The sequence below is a fragment of the Pseudomonas sp. A34-9 genome, assembly GCF_029543085.1.
GTDB lineage: Bacteria > Pseudomonadota > Gammaproteobacteria > Pseudomonadales > Pseudomonadaceae > Aquipseudomonas.
In genome coordinates, this window is sequence record NZ_CP119967.1 from 929,106 (window position 1) to 947,684 (window position 18,579).

At 57.8% G+C, this 18,579-nt stretch carries 16 protein-coding genes and 2 tRNA genes; 17 read left to right on the forward strand and 1 reads right to left on the reverse strand.

The window, feature by feature from the left end:
* The first annotated feature begins 6 nt into the window (after positions 1-6).
* The 5 genes from dapB (at position 7) to P3G59_RS03950 (ending at position 6,461) form a co-directional block, all read left to right on the forward strand.
* The gene (gene dapB, locus P3G59_RS03930; RefSeq protein ID WP_038357479.1) at positions 7-813 is read left to right on the forward strand and encodes a 4-hydroxy-tetrahydrodipicolinate reductase; all 807 of its coding nucleotides are present in this window, start codon (positions 7-9) and stop codon (positions 811-813) included.
* A 257-nt stretch (positions 814-1,070) separates the two neighbouring features.
* Positions 1,071-2,207 carry a glutamine-hydrolyzing carbamoyl-phosphate synthase small subunit gene (gene carA, locus P3G59_RS03935; RefSeq protein ID WP_007915228.1) on the forward strand — a complete coding sequence of 379 codons (1,137 nt, stop codon included), beginning with the start codon at positions 1,071-1,073 and terminating at the stop codon, positions 2,205-2,207.
* A 126-nt stretch (positions 2,208-2,333) separates the two neighbouring features.
* A complete protein-coding gene (gene carB / locus P3G59_RS03940) occupies positions 2,334-5,555 on the forward strand; it encodes a carbamoyl-phosphate synthase large subunit (RefSeq protein ID WP_007915231.1) in 3,222 nt (1,073 codons plus the stop codon).
* Positions 5,552-6,028: a transcription elongation factor GreA gene (gene greA, locus P3G59_RS03945; protein ID WP_003221530.1), complete on the forward strand. Its 477-nt coding sequence runs from the start codon at positions 5,552-5,554 to the stop codon at positions 6,026-6,028. The genes carB and greA overlap by 4 nt, the downstream gene beginning before the upstream one ends.
* Before the next feature lie 28 nt (positions 6,029-6,056).
* Entirely contained in the window at positions 6,057-6,461 is a 405-nt protein-coding gene (locus tag P3G59_RS03950) for a hypothetical protein (RefSeq protein WP_007915233.1), read from the forward strand.
* A gap of 9 nt (positions 6,462-6,470) precedes the next feature.
* Here the strand turns inward: P3G59_RS03950 and P3G59_RS03955 are convergent, their stop codons facing one another.
* Complete coding sequence (locus tag P3G59_RS03955) at positions 6,471-6,779, reverse strand: YhbY family RNA-binding protein (RefSeq protein WP_007915235.1); 309 nt, start codon at positions 6,777-6,779, stop codon at positions 6,471-6,473.
* A 101-nt stretch (positions 6,780-6,880) separates the two neighbouring features.
* On the opposite strand from P3G59_RS03955, the gene rlmE reads away from it, so the two are divergent.
* The 12 genes from rlmE to rbfA all read left to right on the forward strand — a co-directional run bounded on the left by rlmE (position 6,881) and on the right by rbfA (position 18,576).
* Complete coding sequence (gene rlmE, locus P3G59_RS03960; RefSeq protein WP_277760540.1) at positions 6,881-7,510, forward strand: 23S rRNA (uridine(2552)-2'-O)-methyltransferase RlmE; 630 nt, start codon at positions 6,881-6,883, stop codon at positions 7,508-7,510.
* A 202-nt stretch (positions 7,511-7,712) separates the two neighbouring features.
* Positions 7,713-9,620 (forward strand): ATP-dependent zinc metalloprotease FtsH, encoded by a 1,908-nt coding sequence (gene ftsH, locus P3G59_RS03965; RefSeq protein ID WP_016986501.1) that lies wholly within the window; start codon positions 7,713-7,715, stop codon positions 9,618-9,620.
* Positions 9,621-9,628: 8 nt separating this feature from the next.
* Entirely contained in the window at positions 9,629-10,480 is an 852-nt protein-coding gene (folP, locus tag P3G59_RS03970) for a dihydropteroate synthase (RefSeq protein WP_277760541.1), read from the forward strand.
* A 16-nt stretch (positions 10,481-10,496) separates the two neighbouring features.
* Entirely contained in the window at positions 10,497-11,834 is a 1,338-nt protein-coding gene (glmM, locus tag P3G59_RS03975) for a phosphoglucosamine mutase (RefSeq protein ID WP_064119464.1), read from the forward strand.
* A gap of 65 nt (positions 11,835-11,899) precedes the next feature.
* The gene (gene tpiA, locus P3G59_RS03980) at positions 11,900-12,655 is read left to right on the forward strand and encodes a triose-phosphate isomerase (RefSeq protein ID WP_103303202.1); all 756 of its coding nucleotides are present in this window, start codon (positions 11,900-11,902) and stop codon (positions 12,653-12,655) included.
* A 4-nt stretch (positions 12,656-12,659) separates the two neighbouring features.
* A complete protein-coding gene (gene secG, locus P3G59_RS03985) occupies positions 12,660-13,046 on the forward strand; it encodes a preprotein translocase subunit SecG (RefSeq protein ID WP_016986497.1) in 387 nt (128 codons plus the stop codon).
* Between the two features lie 22 nt (positions 13,047-13,068).
* A tRNA-Leu gene (locus P3G59_RS03990) sits at positions 13,069-13,154 on the forward strand.
* 97 nt (positions 13,155-13,251) lie between these two features.
* Positions 13,252-13,328: transfer RNA gene (locus P3G59_RS03995), tRNA-Met, on the forward strand.
* A 139-nt stretch (positions 13,329-13,467) separates the two neighbouring features.
* On the forward strand, positions 13,468-13,926 hold the full coding sequence (rimP, locus tag P3G59_RS04000) for a ribosome maturation factor RimP (RefSeq protein WP_277760542.1): 459 nt from the start codon (positions 13,468-13,470) through the stop codon (positions 13,924-13,926).
* 47 nt (positions 13,927-13,973) lie between these two features.
* Entirely contained in the window at positions 13,974-15,455 is a 1,482-nt protein-coding gene (gene nusA, locus P3G59_RS04005) for a transcription termination factor NusA (RefSeq protein WP_007915252.1), read from the forward strand.
* A gap of 27 nt (positions 15,456-15,482) precedes the next feature.
* Complete coding sequence (gene infB, locus P3G59_RS04010; RefSeq protein ID WP_007915253.1) at positions 15,483-18,014, forward strand: translation initiation factor IF-2; 2,532 nt, start codon at positions 15,483-15,485, stop codon at positions 18,012-18,014.
* Between the two features lie 160 nt (positions 18,015-18,174).
* A complete protein-coding gene (rbfA, locus tag P3G59_RS04015) occupies positions 18,175-18,576 on the forward strand; it encodes a 30S ribosome-binding factor RbfA (protein ID WP_007915259.1) in 402 nt (133 codons plus the stop codon).
* Positions 18,577-18,579: the final 3 nt, after the last annotated feature.

The following is an 18,579-nucleotide window of genomic DNA, read 5'->3' on the forward strand; positions in this document are numbered from 1 at the left end:
GTCGGCATGCGACGTATAGCTGTGATGGGCGCTGCTGGGCGCATGGGTAAGATTCTGGTCGAAGCCGTGCAGCAGCGCGCGCCGTTGACCGGTTTGACCGCTGCGGTGGTTCGTCCTGGCAGCACGCTGATCGGCGTCGATGCCGGTGAGCTGGCCTCGCTGGGTCGCATCGGTGTGCCGCTGTCCGGGCATATCGAGGCGGTGGCTGAAGAGTTCGACGTCTTGATCGACTTCACGCTGCCGGAAGTGATGCTGAAAAATCTGGCGTTCTGCCGCAAGGCAGGCAAGGCCATGGTCATCGGCACCACTGGGCTGGACGCTGCGCAGAAGCAGTTGCTGGTCGAGGCGGGCAAGGATATTCCTATCGTCTTCGCGGCCAACTTCAGTGTCGGCGTCAATCTGTCGCTGAAGTTGCTCGATATGGCAGCGCGCGTGCTGGGTGATGACGCGGACATCGAAATCATCGAAGCCCATCACCGTCACAAGATCGATGCGCCGTCGGGTACGGCGTTGCGCATGGGTGAAGTGATCGCCAGTGCGCTGGATCGTGATCTGCAGAAAGTCGCGGTCTACGGTCGTGAAGGGCACACGGGTGCCCGTGAGCGCGAAACCATTGGCTTCGCCACGGTGCGCGGTGGTGATGTGGTGGGTGATCACACCGTGCTGTTCGCCTGCGAAGGTGAGCGTCTGGAGATCACGCACAAGGCGTCAAGTCGTATGACGTTCGCCAAGGGTGCGGTGCGTGCTGCGCTGTGGCTGGACGGTCGCGAGCCGGGTCTGTACGACATGCAGGACGTGCTCGACCTGCGTTGATTTATTGCTGAATCCGGCGCAAACGCCCTGTTTGCGCTGGTTTTTCTCCGCTTGGCGACGGCCTGTCGCATTCTCCGGCCTTTTAGGCTCTTTAGCGGTGGACCAAAAAAGCCTTTTTCTGTAAGCTACAGCTTTAGTGTGTCCACTAAAAGCGCGCAGAATAATTCAGTGAAGAAGCGGGGTGACGTGTCCATACGTCACTCCGCTTTTTTACAACCTGCGATCGCCCTTTCATGCGTTATTTACGGGAGGTCTTCTTGACTAAGCCAGCCATACTTGCCCTTGCTGATGGCAGCATTTTTCGCGGCGAAGCCATTGGTGCCGACGGTCAAACCGTTGGTGAGGTGGTGTTCAACACCGCAATGACCGGCTATCAGGAAATCCTTACCGATCCTTCCTACGCCCAACAGATCGTTACCCTGACTTACCCGCACATCGGCAACACCGGCACCACGCCGGAAGATGCCGAGTCCGATCGCGTCTGGTCCGCTGGCCTGGTCATCCGTGACCTGCCGCTGGTAGCGAGCAACTGGCGTAACACGATGTCCCTGTCCGACTACCTGAAAGCCAACAACGTTGTGGCAATCGCCGGTATCGACACCCGCCGCCTGACCCGCATCCTGCGTGAAAAAGGCGCTCAGAACGGCTGCATCATGGCCGGCGACAATATCTCCGAAGAAGCGGCAATCGCCGCTGCGCAAGGCTTCCCGGGTCTGAAGGGCATGGATCTGGCGAAAGTCGTCAGCACCAAGACTCAATACGAATGGCGCTCGACTGTCTGGGATCTGAAGACCGACAGCCACGCGACCATCGACGCTTCCGAGCTGCCTTACCACGTGGTTGCCTACGACTACGGCGTCAAGGTCAACATCCTGCGCATGCTGGTCGAGCGCGGCTGCCGCGTCACCGTGGTGCCGGCTCAGACCCCGGCCGCTGATGTGCTGGCGCTGAAGCCGGATGGCGTGTTCCTGTCCAACGGCCCTGGTGATCCGGAGCCATGCGACTACGCGATCAAGGCGATCAAGGAAGTGCTGGAAACCGAAATTCCGGTATTCGGCATCTGCCTCGGTCACCAACTGCTGGCTCTGGCCTCTGGCGCCAAGACCCTGAAAATGGGCCATGGCCACCACGGTGCCAACCACCCGGTGCAGGATCTGGACACTGGCGTCGTGATGATCACCAGCCAGAACCACGGTTTCGCGGTCGACGAAGAAACCCTGCCAGCCAACGTGCGTGCGATTCACAAATCGCTGTTCGACGGCACCCTGCAAGGCATCGAGCGTACCGACAAGAGCGCGTTCAGCTTCCAGGGTCACCCTGAAGCGAGCCCGGGCCCGAACGATGTTGCGCCACTGTTCGACCGCTTCATCAACGAGATGGCCAAGCGACGCTAAGCGTTCGCCTTGAGACTGTAGAGAGAAGCCCCTCGAGGGCGGCCCCGACACCGGCGGCCCCTTCGAGACTTCAGAAATCGATCAAGACGGCTTGCCGACTGACCTGCGGATTTGAGTGACAAACCCATGCCAAAACGTACAGACATTAAAAGCATCCTGATTCTCGGCGCTGGCCCGATCGTTATCGGCCAGGCCTGCGAATTCGACTACTCCGGCGCCCAGGCCTGCAAAGCCCTGCGCGAAGAGGGTTACCGCGTCATCCTGGTGAACTCCAACCCGGCCACGATCATGACCGATCCGGACATGGCCGACGCCACCTACATCGAGCCGATCAAGTGGCAGACCGTTGCCAAGATCATCGAAAAAGAGCGTCCGGATGCAGTGCTGCCAACCATGGGCGGCCAGACTGCTCTGAACTGCGCCCTGGACCTGGAGCGCGAAGGCGTTCTGGAGAAGTTCGGTGTAGAAATGATCGGCGCCAACGCCGACACCATCGACAAGGCCGAGGACCGTTCGCGTTTCGACAAGGCGATGAAATCCATCGGCCTGGCGTGCCCGCGTTCCGGTATCGCCCACAGCATGGAAGAGGCCAACGCGGTCCTCGAAACCCTGGGCTTCCCGTGCATCATCCGTCCGTCTTTCACCATGGGCGGCACCGGTGGCGGTATCGCTTACAACCGTGAAGAGTTCGAAGAAATCTGCGCCCGTGGTCTGGACCTGTCGCCGACCAAAGAGCTGTTGATCGACGAATCGCTGATCGGTTGGAAAGAATATGAAATGGAAGTTGTCCGCGACAAAAAGGACAACTGCATCATCGTCTGCTCGATCGAAAACTTCGACCCGATGGGCGTGCACACCGGTGACTCGATCACCGTGGCTCCAGCACAAACCCTGACCGACAAGGAATACCAGATCCTGCGTAACGCCTCCCTGGCAGTTCTGCGCGAGATCGGCGTCGAGACCGGTGGTTCCAACGTTCAATTCGGTATCTGCCCGAACACTGGCCGCATGGTCGTGATCGAAATGAACCCGCGTGTATCGCGTTCCTCGGCCCTCGCTTCGAAAGCCACCGGTTTCCCGATCGCCAAAGTCGCGGCCAAACTAGCTGTGGGCTACACCCTCGACGAACTGTCGAACGACATCACCGGCGGCAAGACCCCGGCGTCCTTCGAGCCGTCGATCGACTACGTCGTCACCAAGCTGCCGCGTTTCGCTTTCGAGAAATTCGCCAAGGCCGACGCACGCCTGACCACTCAAATGAAGTCGGTCGGTGAAGTCATGGCCATCGGCCGTACCTTCCAGGAATCCCTGCAGAAAGCCCTGCGCGGTCTGGAAGTCGGCGTTTGCGGTCTGGACGAGAAGCTCGACCTGAGCAACCCGGAAAGCATGAGCGTGCTCAAGCGTGAGCTGACCGTGCCGGGCGCCGAGCGCATCTGGTACGTGGCTGACGCTTTCCGCGCCGGCCTGTCGGTCGAAGACATCTTCGGCATGAACATGATCGATCCGTGGTTCCTGGTGCAGATCGAAGATCTGATCAAGGAAGAAGAGAAGGTCAAGACCCTCGGTCTGTCCGCTATCGACCGCGACCTGATGTTCAAGCTCAAGCGCAAAGGCTTCTCCGATCAGCGCCTGGCCAAGCTGCTGGGTGTGACCGAGAAGAACCTGCGTACGCACCGTCAGAAGCTGGAAGTGTTCCCGGTCTACAAGCGCGTTGACACCTGCGCCGCCGAGTTCGCTACCGACACCGCTTACCTCTACTCGACCTACGAGGAAGAGTGCGAAGCCGCGCCGTCCGGTCGCGACAAGATCATGATTCTGGGTGGCGGTCCAAACCGTATCGGCCAGGGCATCGAGTTCGACTACTGCTGCGTACACGCTGCTCTCGCTCTGCGCGAAGACGGCTACGAAACCATCATGGTCAACTGCAACCCGGAAACCGTTTCCACCGACTATGACACTTCCGACCGTCTGTACTTCGAGCCGGTAACCCTGGAAGACGTTCTGGAAATCTGCCGCGTCGAGAAACCGAAAGGTGTGATCGTCCAGTACGGCGGCCAGACTCCGCTGAAACTGGCGCGTGCCCTGGAAGCCGCCGGCGTGCCAATCATCGGCACCAGCCCTGACGCCATCGACCGTGCCGAAGACCGTGAGCGCTTCCAGCAAATGGTTGAGCGTCTGAACCTGCGTCAGCCGCCAAACGCCACCGTGCGTAGCGAAGACGAAGCGGTTCGTGCTGCCGCGAAAATCGGTTATCCGCTGGTTGTGCGCCCGTCCTATGTACTGGGCGGCCGTGCGATGGAAATCGTTTACAAGGAAGACGAGCTCAAGCGTTACCTGCGTGACGCGGTGCAAGTGTCCAACGACAGCCCAGTGCTGCTCGATCACTTCCTCAACTGCGCCATCGAAATGGACGTGGATGCGGTCTGCGACGGCAAAGACGTCGTCATCGGCGCAATCATGCAGCACATCGAACAGGCTGGCGTTCACTCCGGTGACTCCGCGTGCTCGCTGCCGCCGTACTCGCTGCCTGCGCATATCCAGGACGAGATGCGCGAACAGGTCAAGAAAATGGCTCTGGAACTGGGCGTTGTCGGCCTGATGAACGTACAGTTGGCGCTGCAAGGCGAAGACATCTACGTCATCGAAGTCAACCCGCGCGCTTCCCGTACCGTACCGTTCGTATCGAAGTGCATCGGTGTCTCCCTGGCCATGATCGCTGCTCGCGTGATGGCCGGTAAGACCCTGAAAGAAATCGGCTTCACCAAAGAAATCATCCCGAACTTCTACAGCGTGAAAGAGGCGGTGTTCCCGTTCGCCAAGTTCCCGGGCGTTGACCCGATCCTCGGCCCAGAGATGAAGTCGACTGGTGAAGTGATGGGCGTCGGCGACACCTTCGGTGAAGCATTCGCCAAAGCCCAGATGGGCGCCAGCGAAGTGCTGCCGACCGGCGGTACTGCGTTCATCAGCGTGCGCGATGACGACAAGCCACTGGTTGCAGGCGTAGCCCGCGATCTGATCAACTTGGGCTTCGAAGTGGTTGCCACTGCCGGTACTGCCAAGCTGATCGAAGCCGCAGGCCTGAAAGTGCGCCGTGTGAACAAGGTGACCGAGGGTCGTCCGCACGTGGTCGACATGATCAAGAATGACGAAGTCACTCTGATCATCAACACCACCGAAGGTCGTCAGTCGATCGCTGATTCCTACTCCATTCGTCGTAATGCCTTGCAGCACAAGATTTATTGCACCACCACCATTGCTGCTGGCGAAGCTATCTGTGAAGCGCTGAAGTTCGGTCCTGAAAAAACCGTGCGCCGCTTGCAGGATCTACACGCAGGATTGAAGGCATGATCAAATACCCAATGACCGTCCAGGGCGCTAAAGCCCTGGAAGAAGAACACGCTCACCTGACCAAGGTCGTCCGTCCGAAGCTCAGCCAGGACATCGGTACGGCCCGCGAGTTGGGTGACTTGAAAGAAAACGCGGAATACCATGCCGCCCGCGAACAGCAGGGCATGGTCGAGGCGCGGATTCGTGACATCGAAGGCCGGATTCAGAATCAGGTCATCATCGATGTCACTACCATCCCGCATACCGGCAAAGTGATTTTCGGTACCACCGTCGAAATCGCCAACGTCGAGACTGACGAAAGCGTCACTTACCACATCGTGGGTGAGGATGAGGCTGACTTCAAACTCGGCAAGATTTCGGTCGGCTCGCCTTTGGCCCGAGCCCTGATCGGCAAGGAAGAAGGCGATGTGGTCGCCGTAAAAACGCCAAGCGGCGTGATCGAGTACGAGATTGTCGAAGTCCGTCACATCTGAAAAAGGGCGCCCGCTGCATGCGGGCGCCATGCTTTGGCAGCTGACTCAGATGCTTTGGGTCGGCGGTCTATGGCTGATTCATCTCGGTTTGCAGCCGGCGCTGGGCCAGATTGGCCTGGCGCCGTTGCTGATCGATGAAGTGGCCAGCGCGTTTGAAGTGCTGGTGGTGGGGTTTTCTGCCGCATGCGTTATTTTTCAGGCTTTGGTGCTGGTACAGGCCGAGGGCCTTGCCAGTCTATGGCGAGATTTTCGCGGGCAGGTTCTGTTGATGGCGATGTACGCGTGTGCAATGTTTGTCGCAGTGCGTGTCGGCTGGCCGGATGCGCAGCGCTGGCAGGTATTCAGTTATCTGGTGCTGGGGTTTTCCGGGCTGGTGCTGGTGATGCAGCCTGTGCCGGGATGGAGTGGCAGGGTGCGCCAGGCACACCCTTGACCCTTTTCATCACTTGAAGCGATGAACGTTCGACAGCTGCTTGTTGACGCTGAAGTTCTTGCGGTAAATCAGTGCCATCTTGCCGATGACCTGCACCAGGTCCGCTTTGCCAACCTTGCACAGCTCTGCGATGTGCGCCAGGCGCGATTCGCGATCGAGGATGTTGAGCTTGATCTTGATCAGCTCGTGATCCGCCAGGGCGCGTTCAAGTTCGGCTAAAACACCCTCAGTCAAACCGTTGTCAGCCACCGTCAAAACGGGTTTCAGGTGGTGGCCAATGGATTTGTACTGTTTCTTCTGCTCTGGAGTGAGCGGCATAATCTGACCCTTTCGTCTGGATTCTGTAAAATGGCGGCCATTTTACCCGAGGGCTCGTGGATCCGCCCAATTAATCACGACCCTAATCATCGAGGTGCCCAATGGCGCGTTCCAAGACAAGCCTTGGCTGGCTGAAAAGACATGTCAATGATCCTTATGTGAAGCAAGCACAGAAGGATGGTTACCGCTCGCGTGCGAGTTACAAGCTTCTGGAGATCCAGGAGAAATACAAGCTGATCCGTCCCGGCATGAGCGTTGTCGACCTTGGCGCGGCCCCCGGTGGCTGGTCGCAGGTCACTAGCCGGCTGATCGGTGGTCAGGGGCGTTTGATCGCTTCGGACATCCTGGAAATGGACAGCATTCCGGACGTGACCTTCATTCAGGGCGACTTCACCGAGGACGAAGTGCTCGGGCGGATTCTTGAAGCCGTGGGTAATTCGCAGGTGGACCTTGTGATTTCCGATATGGCCCCCAATATGAGTGGTACGCCTGAAGTGGATATGCCCAAAGCCATGTTCCTTTGCGAGTTGGCGCTTGATCTGGCGGAACGGATACTCAAGCCGGGTGGTAATTTCGTGATCAAGATTTTCCAGGGTGAAGGGTTTGATGTTTACCTGAAGGATGCTCGTCGGAAATTCGACAAGATCCAGATGATCAAGCCAGACTCCTCTCGTGGCAGTTCCCGCGAGCAATACATGTTGGCTTGGGGTTACCGCGGCCGTAGCGAGTAAAACGAGGTTTTTTGGTGGGGTGATAGGTTTTTCGTATTTCGCCCCGCGTGCATAAGCGAATATTGTGTAGAAAGTGTTTCACAAAGGGTTACAGACGGCGCCTGCCAGAGTCGTAGGTAATGTAGTAAGTTAGGCCGGTGAATATCATGCGAAGCGCGCGCCAGTAGCGGAGCTTGCTTCAGAGGGTAGTTAATTGAACGATATGGCAAAGAATCTGATCCTGTGGTTGATCATCGCGGCTGTCCTGGTGACGGTGATGAACAACTTCTCCAGCCCTAACGAGCCGCAGACCCTCAACTATTCCGACTTCATCCAGCAGGTCAAGGATGGCAAGGTCGAGCGCGTAGCCGTTGATGGTTATGTAATTACCGGCAAGCGCAACGATGGCGACAGCTTCAAGACCATTCGTCCGGCAATCCAGGACAATGGCCTGATCGGCGATCTGGTCGACAACCACGTTGTGGTTGAAGGCAAGCAGCCTGAGCAGCAAAGCATCTGGACCCAGTTGCTGGTAGCCAGCTTCCCGATCCTTGTAATCATCGCGGTGTTCATGTTCTTCATGCGCCAGATGCAGGGCGGCGCCGGCGGCAAGGGCGGACCGATGAGCTTCGGCAAGAGCAAGGCACGCCTGCTCTCCGAAGATCAGGTGAAAACCACTTTGGCTGACGTTGCCGGTTGCGACGAAGCCAAGGAAGAAGTCGGCGAGCTCGTTGAGTTCCTGCGTGATCCGGGCAAGTTCCAGCGTCTGGGTGGTCGCATTCCTCGTGGCGTGCTGATGGTCGGCCCTCCGGGTACCGGTAAAACCTTGCTGGCCAAGGCGATTGCCGGCGAAGCCAAGGTTCCGTTCTTCACCATTTCCGGTTCTGACTTCGTCGAGATGTTCGTCGGTGTCGGTGCCAGCCGCGTTCGTGACATGTTCGAACAGGCCAAGAAGCACGCCCCATGCATTATCTTCATTGACGAAATCGACGCCGTCGGTCGCCATCGTGGTGCCGGCATGGGTGGCGGTCACGACGAGCGCGAGCAGACTCTCAACCAGTTGCTGGTTGAGATGGACGGCTTCGAAATGAACGATGGCATCATTGTTATCGCTGCGACCAACCGTCCTGACGTACTCGACCCTGCGCTGCTGCGTCCGGGCCGTTTCGACCGTCAGGTTGTGGTTGGTCTGCCGGATATCCGTGGTCGCGAGCAGATTCTCAAGGTTCACATGCGCAAGGTGCCAATGGGTGACGACGTCGCTCCGGCCGTCATCGCGCGTGGCACTCCGGGCTTCTCCGGTGCTGACCTGGCCAACCTGGTCAACGAAGCGTCGCTGTTCGCTGCACGTAGCGGCAAGCGCATCGTCGAGATGAAAGAGTTCGAATTGGCCAAAGACAAGATCATGATGGGCGCCGAGCGCAAATCGATGGTCATGTCCGAGAAAGAAAAGCAGAACACCGCTTATCACGAAGCGGGCCACGCCATCGTTGGTCGCGTCGTGCCTGAGCATGATCCGGTGTACAAGGTATCGATCATCCCGCGCGGTCGTGCGCTGGGTGTGACCATGTTCCTGCCGGAAGAAGATCGCTACAGCCTGTCCAAGCGCGCACTGATCAGTCAGATCTGTTCGCTGTACGGCGGTCGTATCGCTGAAGAAATGACCTTGGGCTTCGACGGTGTGACCACCGGCGCCTCCAACGACATCATGCGTGCCAGTCAGATTGCGCGGAACATGGTCACCAAGTGGGGTCTGTCGGAAAAACTCGGTCCGTTGATGTACGCCGAAGAAGAGGGTGAAGTATTCCTCGGTCGTGGCGGTGGTGGCCAGGCTGCCAGCTTCTCCGGTGAGACAGCCAAGCTGATCGACTCCGAGGTGCGCAGCATTATTGATCAGTGCTACGGCACGGCCAAACAGATCCTCACGGATAACCGTGACAAGCTCGACGCCATGGCTGATGCCCTCATGAAGTATGAAACGATCGATGCTGAACAGATCGACGACATCATGGCAGGTCGTACACCTCGCGAGCCTCGCGACTGGTCGGGTGGTACCGGTACTCCGCCACCACCAGTGGTTCGGGACGAGCGTCCGGAAACACCGATTGGCGGTCCGGCTGCTGACGTTTAAGGTTTGAAATGACTTCTGTACAGTCCCTGACCCGGTTGCCTTGCGGCAACCGGGTTCTTGATTTGGCCCAGACGCATGTCATGGGCATTCTCAATGTCACCCCTGATTCTTTCTCCGACGGCGGCCAATACAGTCAGCTGGATGCGGCCTTGCGTCACGCCGAAGCCATGGTTGCAGCCGGTGCGACGCTGATTGATGTCGGTGGCGAATCCACGCGTCCTGGCGCGCGAGCAGTGTCTCCGCTTGAAGAGCTCGAGCGCGTCGCGCCGATCGTCGAGCTGATCAATCGCGAGCTTGATGTGATCATCTCGGTGGATACGTCTACACCTGCTGTCATGCGCGAAACTGCGCGTTTGGGTGCCGGGTTGATCAACGACGTGCGCTCGCTGCAGCGCGATGGTGCACTGGATGCAGCGGCGGCTACCGGTTTGCCGGTGTGTCTCATGCATATGCTCGGCGAGCCCGGTGACATGCAGGACAATCCGCAGTATCAGGATGTCACGCGCGAAGTCGGCGAGTTTCTCGCTGAGCGTATGGCGCAATGTGCGGCGGCAGGTATTCCTGCCGAGCGGATCATTCTCGATCCGGGTTTCGGTTTCGCCAAAACCCTGCAGCACAATCTAAGCTTGTTCAAGCACATGGAAGCCCTGCATGCGTTGGGCAGGCCTCTGCTTGTCGGTGTTTCTCGAAAGAGCATGATCGGGCAGGCCTTGAATCGTCCTGTCGGCGAGCGACTGCATGGCGGCCTGGCGCTGGCGGCGCTGGCGTCGGTAAAAGGTGCGCGCATATTGCGCGTCCATGATGTTGCAGAAACGGTAGACGTGGTGCGGATGATCGCGGCCGTGGAATCAGCCGAATAAGAATGATGGAGCACTTATGAGCAAAAAATACTTTGGTACTGACGGCATTCGTGGTCGAGTCGGTGAATACCCGATTACTCCTGACTTCATGCTCAAGCTCGGCTGGGCGGCCGGCATGGCCTTTCGCAAGATGGGCGCCTGCAAGGTGCTGGTCGGCAAGGACACGCGGATTTCCGGTTATATGTTCGAATCGGCACTTGAGGCTGGTCTGACATCGGCGGGAGCCGATGTGATGCTGCTGGGTCCTATGCCGACGCCGGCCATCGCTTATCTGTCGCGCACGTTCCAGGCTGAGGCCGGTATCGTGATCAGTGCTTCGCACAACCCGCATGACGATAACGGCATCAAATTTTTCTCCGGAAAGGGCACAAAGCTTCCGGATGAGCTGGAGTTGATGATCGAAGAGTTGCTCGACACCCCGATGACCGTGGTCGAATCGAGCAAGATCGGCAAAGTGTCGCGAATCAACGATGCGTCAGGTCGCTACATTGAGTTCTGCAAGAGCAGTGTGCCAACCGGCACCAGTTTTTCCGGCCTCAAAATCGTCATCGACTGTGCGCATGGTGCGACCTACAAAGTGGCTCCGAGTGTCTTCCGGGAGCTGGGTGCAGAAGTCGTCGTACTGTCGGCCCAGCCTAACGGTCTGAACATCAACGAGAATTGCGGCTCGACCCATATGGGGCAGTTGCAGGCGGCGGTGCTTGCAGAGCATGCCGATCTGGGTATCGCTTTTGATGGCGACGGCGATCGGGTTTTGATGGTCGATCACACTGGTGCCATCGTTGATGGCGACGAATTGTTGTTCATCATCGCCCGTGATCTGCACGAGCGGGGCAAATTGCAGGGCGGCGTCGTCGGTACCCTGATGAGTAATCTGGGGCTGGAACTCGCGCTGGCGGATCTTTCGATTCCATTCATTCGCGCCAATGTCGGTGACCGCTACGTGATCGCCGAGTTGCTTGAGCGCAATTGGCTGGTCGGTGGCGAGAATTCGGGGCATATCGTTTGCTTCAATCACACAACCACCGGTGATGCGATCATCGCGGCTTTGCAAGTGCTGATGGCACTGAAGACCCGTAATGAAGGGCTGGCGCAAACACGTCAGGCTTTGCGCAAGTGTCCTCAGGTGCTGATCAATGTGCGTTTCGGTGGTGGCGAGAGTCCGCTGGAGCACCCGGCTGTCAAGGAAGCCAGTGCACGTGTAACTCAGGCAATGGCGGGGCGCGGTCGCGTGCTTTTGCGCAAGTCCGGGACAGAGCCTCTGGTGCGGGTAATGGTCGAAGGCGAGGATGAAACCCAGGTTCGCAACTACGCCGAAGAGTTGGCAAAACTGGTAACTGAAGTTTCTGCCTGATACGGCTTGCAAGCCATGATTGTGTTGGGTAACATCTGCGCCCACTTTGACCGACGAGGTACAGCATGCGTCGCCCTATGGTAGCTGGTAACTGGAAGATGCACGGTACCCGCGCCAGCGTCGCTGAGCTGATCAACGGCCTTCGTCATCTGGCCTTGCCAAGCGGTGTTGATGTCGCGGTATTCCCGCCTTGCTTGTATATCAATCAAGTGATTGATGGCTTGAAAGGAAAGTCGATTTCGGTCGGCGCGCAGAATTCTGCGGTGGAATCCATGCAAGGTGCATTGACCGGTGAAATTGCTCCGAGTCAGTTAGTGGATGCAGGTTGTTCCCTGGTACTTGTCGGTCACTCCGAACGCCGCCAGATAATGGGCGAGCGAGACGGTATGCTGAATCGCAAGTTCGCAGCGGCACAGGCATGTGGCTTGATTCCGGTGTTGTGCGTAGGGGAGACTCTCGAACAGCGCGAAGCCGGAAAAACTCTTGAGGTTGTCGGGCGTCAGCTGGGCAGCATCATCGAGGAGCTGGGTGTAGGTGCCTTTGCCAAGGCAGTCATTGCTTACGAGCCTGTCTGGGCCATTGGTACCGGACTGACTGCAACGCCGCAACAGGCTCAGGATGTGCATAAAGCCATTCGCGAGCAGTTGGCGGCAGAGAATTCTGAAGTCGCACGAGGTGTGCGGCTTCTATACGGCGGCAGCGTGAAGGCGGCCAATGCGGTCGAACTGTTCGGCATGCCGGATATCGATGGGGGGCTCATTGGTGGAGCTTCCCTGAATGCAGATGAGTTCGGTGCGATCTGTCGCGCCGCGGGAAACTGAAAAAATGCTGGAAACAGTCGTAGTCGTTTTTCATCTGCTGGGTGCATTGGGCGTAGTTGCTCTGGTTTTGCTGCAGCAGGGTAAGGGTGCGGACGCTGGCGCGTCTTTCGGAGCAGGTGCTTCAAATACTGTGTTCGGAAGCCAAGGTTCCTCTACCTTTCTTAGTAAGTTTACTGCTATACTTGCCGCCGGTTTCTTCATAACCAGCTTGGGGTTAGGTTACTTTGCTAAAGAGAAGGCTCATCAGCTGACTCAGGCAGGTCTCCCAAATCCAGCAGTGTTGGAAGTACCTAAGCAACAACAACCGGCTTCTGATGATGTCCCGGTGCTTCAAGAGCAAAAGTCGGCTACTCCAGCGACTGACGTACCTCCAGCTCAAGAGCAGAAGTAAGAAGGGTTTCAAACGTAGTTTTGCCGAGGTGGTGGAATTGGTAGACACGCAACCTTGAGGTGGTTGTGCCCATAGGGTGTAGGGGTTCGAGTCCCCTTCTCGGTACCAATTAGTCAGGAGAGCCCGCTGTTGCGGGCTTTCTTGCAGGTGGAAGGTTACATTGACCCTATAAGGGATCGGTCGTATACTTCCGCCCCAGCTTTGTCGCGGGGTGGAGCAGTCTGGTAGCTCGTCGGGCTCATAACCCGAAGGTCGTCGGTTCAAATCCGGCCCCCGCAACCAGTTTAAGGAGCCCCTTTTAAGGGGCTTTTTGTTAGCTGGACACTTTCAACGCCGCTGTTCGACGGCGTTTCAAGGATGGGCGTTTAGCCCATTTTTTTATTTTGCAAAGCATGCACATATCATGCACTAGGGGGTTCAGGTGTCGAGCAAGCTAGAAGAGTTGCAGGCCTTGCTGGCCCCGGTGGTCGTGGCCCTGGGCTATGAATGCTGGGGTATCGAGTTTTCGGCTCAGGGTCGTCACTCGATGTTGCGCGTTTATATCGATAAAGAGGGCGGCGTGCTGGTGGACGATTGCGCCATTGTCAGCCGTCAGATCAGCGGTGTACTGGATGTTGAAGATCCTATCTCCGTTGAATACACCCTCGAAGTTTCCTCGCCTGGCATGGAGCGCCCACTGTTCACTCTTGAGCAGTTTGCAAAATTTGCCGGTGATCAAGTGAAGATCAAGCTGCGCTCGCCTTTTGAAGGTCGACGCAACTTTCAGGGCCTTCTGCGCGGTGTAGAAGAACAGGATGTCGTGGTGCAGGTAGATGACCATGAGTTCCTGTTGCCGATCGATATGATCGACAAGGCCAACATTATTCCCAGTTTTGACTGAGACGCGGATCCCGCGGATCCAATGGCTTGCGAAAGGCGAGGCGTACGATGAGCAAAGAAGTACTGCTGGTTGTTGAGTCGGTATCCAATGAAAAGGGCGTACCGGCAAGCGTAATTTTTGAAGCGCTGGAGCTGGCTCTGGCCACTGCTACCAAAAAGCGTTTTGAAGACGAAGTTGACCTGCGTGTGGAAATTAACCGCCACACCGGTTCTTACGAAACTTTCCGTCGCTGGACGGTCGTCGAAGAGAATGATCTCGACGATCCGGCCATCGAAACCTGGCCAACCAAGGTTGCCGAAACGCATCCTGGTGCCAAGGTTGGCGACGTCGTTGAAGAAAAGATCGAATCCATTGAGTTCGGCCGCATCGCTGCACAGACTGCAAAGCAAGTCATCGTGCAGAAAGTTCGCGAAGCCGAGCGCGCTCAAGTGGTCGATGCTTACCGCGAGCGCCTGGGAGAAATCATCTCCGGCACCGTGAAAAAAGTCACCCGCGACAACGTGATTGTCGATCTGGGTAACAACGCTGAAGCGTTGTTGGCCCGTGAAGACATCATTTCTCGCGAAACTTTCCGTGTCGGCGTGCGTCTGCGTGCGCTGCTCAAGGAAATCCGCACCGAGAACCGCGGCCCGCAGCTGATCCTGTCGCGTACCGCGCCGGAAATGCTGATCGAGCTGTTCCGCATCGAAGTGCCGGAAATTGCCGAAGGCCTGATCGAAGTCATGGCAGCGTCCCGTGATCCGGGTTCGCGCGCCAAGATCGCCGTCCGCTCCAAGGACAAACGCATCGACCCGCAGGGCGCTTGCATCGGTATGCGCGGTTCGCGCGTCCAGGCAGTGTCGGGTGAGTTGGGCGGTGAGCGTGTTGATATCGTCCTCTGGGATGACAACCCGGCTCAGTTCGTGATCAACGCCATGTCCCCGGCTGAGGTTGCGGCAATTATCGTTGACGAAGATGCCCACGCAATGGACATCGCCGTTGGCGCAGACAATCTGGCTCAGGCCATCGGTCGCGGTGGTCAGAACGTGCGTCTGGCCAGCCAGTTGACCGGCTGGACCCTGAACGTGATGACCGAATCGGACATCCAGGCTAAGCAACAAGCAGAAACCGGCGACATCCTGCGCAACTTCATCGACGAGCTGGAAGTCGACGAAGATCTGGCACAGGTGCTGGTAGATGAAGGCTTCACCAGCCTGGAAGAGATTGCCTACGTACCGTTGGAAGAAATGCTCAACATCGACGGCTTTGACGAAGATACCGTCAACGAGCTTCGCGCTCGTGCCAAGGATCGTTTGTTGACCAAAGCCATCGCTACTGAGGAAAAGCTGGCAGACGCCCATCCGGCCGAAGACCTGCTCTCGCTTGAGGGTATGGACAAGGATTTGGCGATGGAACTGGCGGTGCGCGGCGTAATTACCCGCGAAGACCTGGCCGAGCAGTCTATTGACGACCTGCTCGACATCGACGGCATTGACGATGATCGTGCCGGCAAGTTGATCATGGCCGCCCGAGCCCACTGGTTCGAGTAATTAGGCGCGGCCTGAGGAGAGAAGTGCATGACGCAAGTCACGGTGAAACAACTGGCCGATGAGGTCAAAACACCGGTAGAGCGCCTGTTGCAGCAGATGCGTGAGGCAGGTCTGCCGCACACCGCCGCCGAAGAAAATGTGACTGACAGTGAGAAGCAGTCCCTGCTGACTCACTTGAAAAGCAGCCACAAGGCGAAAGTGGAAGAACCACGCAAGATCACGCTGCAGCGTAAAACCACCAGCACCCTGCGTGTGGCTGGTAGCAAAAGCATCAGCGTAGAAGTTCGCAAAAAGAAAGTTTTCGTACAGCGTAGCCCGGAAGAAATCGAAGCCGAACGCAAGCGTGAACTGGATGAGCGTCGCGCAGTAGAAAATGCTGCTCGTCAGAAGGCTGAAGAAGAAGCCAAGCAGCGTGCCGAAGAAGAAGCGCGCCGCCAGCCTGCTGCTGCGCAGACCGCTACCAGCGACGCCGTTGCGGCGCCGGCTGCAGCTGCCGAACCAGTTCGCGAAAGCGCGCCGGTGGTTGCCGCGGCTCCAGCTCCGTCTGCTGATGTTCGCAACAAGCAGAACGAACAGCGCCGTCCTGACAAGCCGCGTGCCGACGACAACAATCGTCGCAGCGGTGGTGGTGATGGCGAGCGCAAAAACGCTCCGCATCGCGCATCGGTCAAAGAAAAAGCGCCGGCTCCACGTGTGGCGCCACGCACTACCGACGAAGAAAGCGATGGCTTCCGTCGCGGTGGTCGCGGCAAGGCCAAGCTGAAGAAGCGCAACGCCCACGGTTTCCAGAGCCCAACCGGCCCTGTCGTGCGTGATGTGCAGATCGGCGAGACCATCACTGTTGGCGATCTCGCCAATCAGATGTCGGTCAAGGCTGCTGAAATCATCAAGTTCATGTTCAAACTGGGTACTCCAGCGACCATCAACCAGGTGCTTGATCAGGAAACTGCTCAGCTTGTGGCTGAAGAACTGGGCCACAAAGTGACCCTGGTCAGCGACACCGCCCTGGAAGATTCCCTGGCCGAGTCCCTGAAGTTTGAAGGTGAGTCGTTCTCCCGTGCGCCAGTCGTGACCGTAATGGGCCACGTTGACCACGGTAAAACGTCCCTGCTCGACTACATCCGTCGTGCCAAGGTAGCTGCTGGCGAAGCCGGTGGTATCACCCAGCACATCGGTGCATACCACGTTGAAACCGAACGCGGCATGGTCACCTTCCTCGATACCCCGGGTCACGCCGCGTTTACCGCAATGCGTGCTCGTGGTGCCAAGGCGACCGACATCGTGATCCTGGTGGTTGCAGCGGACGACGGCGTGATGCCGCAGACCATTGAAGCTGTTCAGCACGCAGTAGCGGCTGGCGTTCCACTGGTTGTAGCAGTGAACAAAATCGACAAGCCGGGCGCTGATCTCGATCGCATCCGTAGCGAACTGTCGGTTCACGGCGTGACTTCCGAAGAGTGGGGCGGTGATACGCCGTTCGTACCGGTGTCGGCGAAAGTCGGTACTGGCGTGGACGAGCTGCTTGAAGCCGTTCTGCTGCAAGCTGAAGTTCTCGAGCTGAAAGCAACACCATCGGCTCCTGGCCGTGGCGTTGTGGTTGAATCGCGTCTCGACAAAGGTCGTGGCCCGGTTGCAACCGTTCTGGTTCAAGACGGTACCCTGCGCCAAGGCGACATGGTCCTGGTCGGTTCGAACTATGGCCGTGTGCGTGCCATGCTCGACGAGAACGGCAAGCCAATCAAGGAAGCCGGTCCTTCCATCCCTGTCGAGATCCTCGGCCTGGACGGTACCCCGGACGCTGGCGACGAGATGAGCGTGGTTGCCGACGAGAAGAAAGCCCGTGAAGTGGCTCTGTTCCGTCAAGGCAAGTTCCGCGAAGTCAAACTGGCTCGCGCGCATGCTGGCAAGCTGGAAAACATCTTCGAAAACATGGGTCAGGCCGAGAAGAAGACGCTCAACATCGTCCTCAAATCCGACGTCCGTGGTTCGCTGGAAGCGTTGAACGGTGCCTTGAATGGCCTGGGCAACGACGAAGTACAAGTGCGCGTAGTCGGCGGCGGTGTCGGTGGTATCACTGAATCCGACGCTAACCTGGCACTGGCTTCCAACGCTGTACTGTTCGGCTTCAACGTGCGTGCCGATGCTGGCGCACGGAAGATCGTCGAGCAGGAAGGTCTGGACATGCGTTACTACAACGTGATCTACGACATCATCGAAGACGTCAAGAAAGCCCTGACCGGCATGCTCGGCAGTGATGTTCGCGAGAACATCCTGGGTGTGGCCGAAGTGCGCGACGTGTTCCGTTCGCCGAAGTTTGGCGCGATCGCTGGCTGCATGGTGATCGAAGGTGTTGTGCACCGTAACCGTCCGATCCGTGTACTGCGTGAAGACATCGTTATCTTCGAAGGCGAGCTGGAATCCCTGCGCCGCTTCAAGGATGACGCTTCCGAAGTACGTGCCGGCATGGAATGCGGTATCGGCGTGAAGAGCTACAACGACGTCAAAGTCGGCGACAAGATCGAAGTCTTCGAGAAGGTTCAGGTTGCTCGCAGCCTCTAACTCGCGCACTTCAGGAGCCGTGATGGTCGGCCGCACTCAACAGTGTGGCGCATCACCCGGACTCTAAACGCAACGCCCGGTCTGGCTTTTGTCAGGCCGGGCGTTTGCCGCTTTCAGACCTTGCGGGTTTCGCCGCGGGGCAGTAACAGGTAACAAAATCATGGCAAAAGAATACAGCCGTACCCAGCGTATCGGCGATCAGATGCAGCGCGAGCTGGCTCAACTGATCCGTCGCGAAGTCAAAGACCCGCGCGTCGGCCTGGTCACCATTACCGCAGTAGAAGTCAGCCGTGACGTCGGTCACGCGAAGATCTTCATCACCGTGATGGGCCAGGACAACGCCGAAGATATCGCTCAAAGCATCAAGGTGCTGAATGCCGCCGCAGGTTTCCTGCGCATGCAACTGGCCCGTGAAATGAAACTGCGCAGCGTGCCGCAATTGCACTTCCACTACGACGAATCCGTTGTCCGTGGTGCGCACCTGTCGGCCCTGATCGAGCGTGCCGTGGCTGAAGACAATCAGCATCCGGTCGCTGCTGAACCTGAAGACACCAAGGAGTAATTC

Excerpts from the sequence above, each read along its gene's own strand:
- glmM (WP_064119464.1), top strand. The coding sequence starts at position 10,497 with ATGAGCAAAAAATACTTTGGTACTGACGGCATTCGTGGTCGAGTCGGT.
- secG (WP_016986497.1), top strand. The coding sequence starts at position 12,660 with ATGCTGGAAACAGTCGTAGTCGTTTTTCATCTGCTGGGTGCATTGGGC.
- rlmE (WP_277760540.1), top strand. The coding sequence starts at position 6,881 with ATGGCGCGTTCCAAGACAAGCCTTGGCTGGCTGAAAAGACATGTCAAT.
- tpiA (WP_103303202.1), top strand. The coding sequence starts at position 11,900 with ATGCGTCGCCCTATGGTAGCTGGTAACTGGAAGATGCACGGTACCCGC.
- greA (WP_003221530.1), top strand. The coding sequence starts at position 5,552 with ATGATCAAATACCCAATGACCGTCCAGGGCGCTAAAGCCCTGGAAGAA.
- folP (WP_277760541.1), top strand. The coding sequence starts at position 9,629 with ATGACTTCTGTACAGTCCCTGACCCGGTTGCCTTGCGGCAACCGGGTT.
- rbfA (WP_007915259.1), top strand. The coding sequence starts at position 18,175 with ATGGCAAAAGAATACAGCCGTACCCAGCGTATCGGCGATCAGATGCAG.
- ftsH (WP_016986501.1), top strand. The coding sequence starts at position 7,713 with ATGGCAAAGAATCTGATCCTGTGGTTGATCATCGCGGCTGTCCTGGTG.
- infB (WP_007915253.1), top strand. The coding sequence starts at position 15,483 with ATGACGCAAGTCACGGTGAAACAACTGGCCGATGAGGTCAAAACACCG.
- P3G59_RS03955 (WP_007915235.1), bottom strand. The coding sequence starts at position 6,779 with ATGCCGCTCACTCCAGAGCAGAAGAAACAGTACAAATCCATTGGCCAC.
- carB (WP_007915231.1), top strand. The coding sequence starts at position 2,334 with ATGCCAAAACGTACAGACATTAAAAGCATCCTGATTCTCGGCGCTGGC.
- dapB (WP_038357479.1), top strand. The coding sequence starts at position 7 with ATGCGACGTATAGCTGTGATGGGCGCTGCTGGGCGCATGGGTAAGATT.
- nusA (WP_007915252.1), top strand. The coding sequence starts at position 13,974 with ATGAGCAAAGAAGTACTGCTGGTTGTTGAGTCGGTATCCAATGAAAAG.
- P3G59_RS03950 (WP_007915233.1), top strand. The coding sequence starts at position 6,057 with ATGCTTTGGCAGCTGACTCAGATGCTTTGGGTCGGCGGTCTATGGCTG.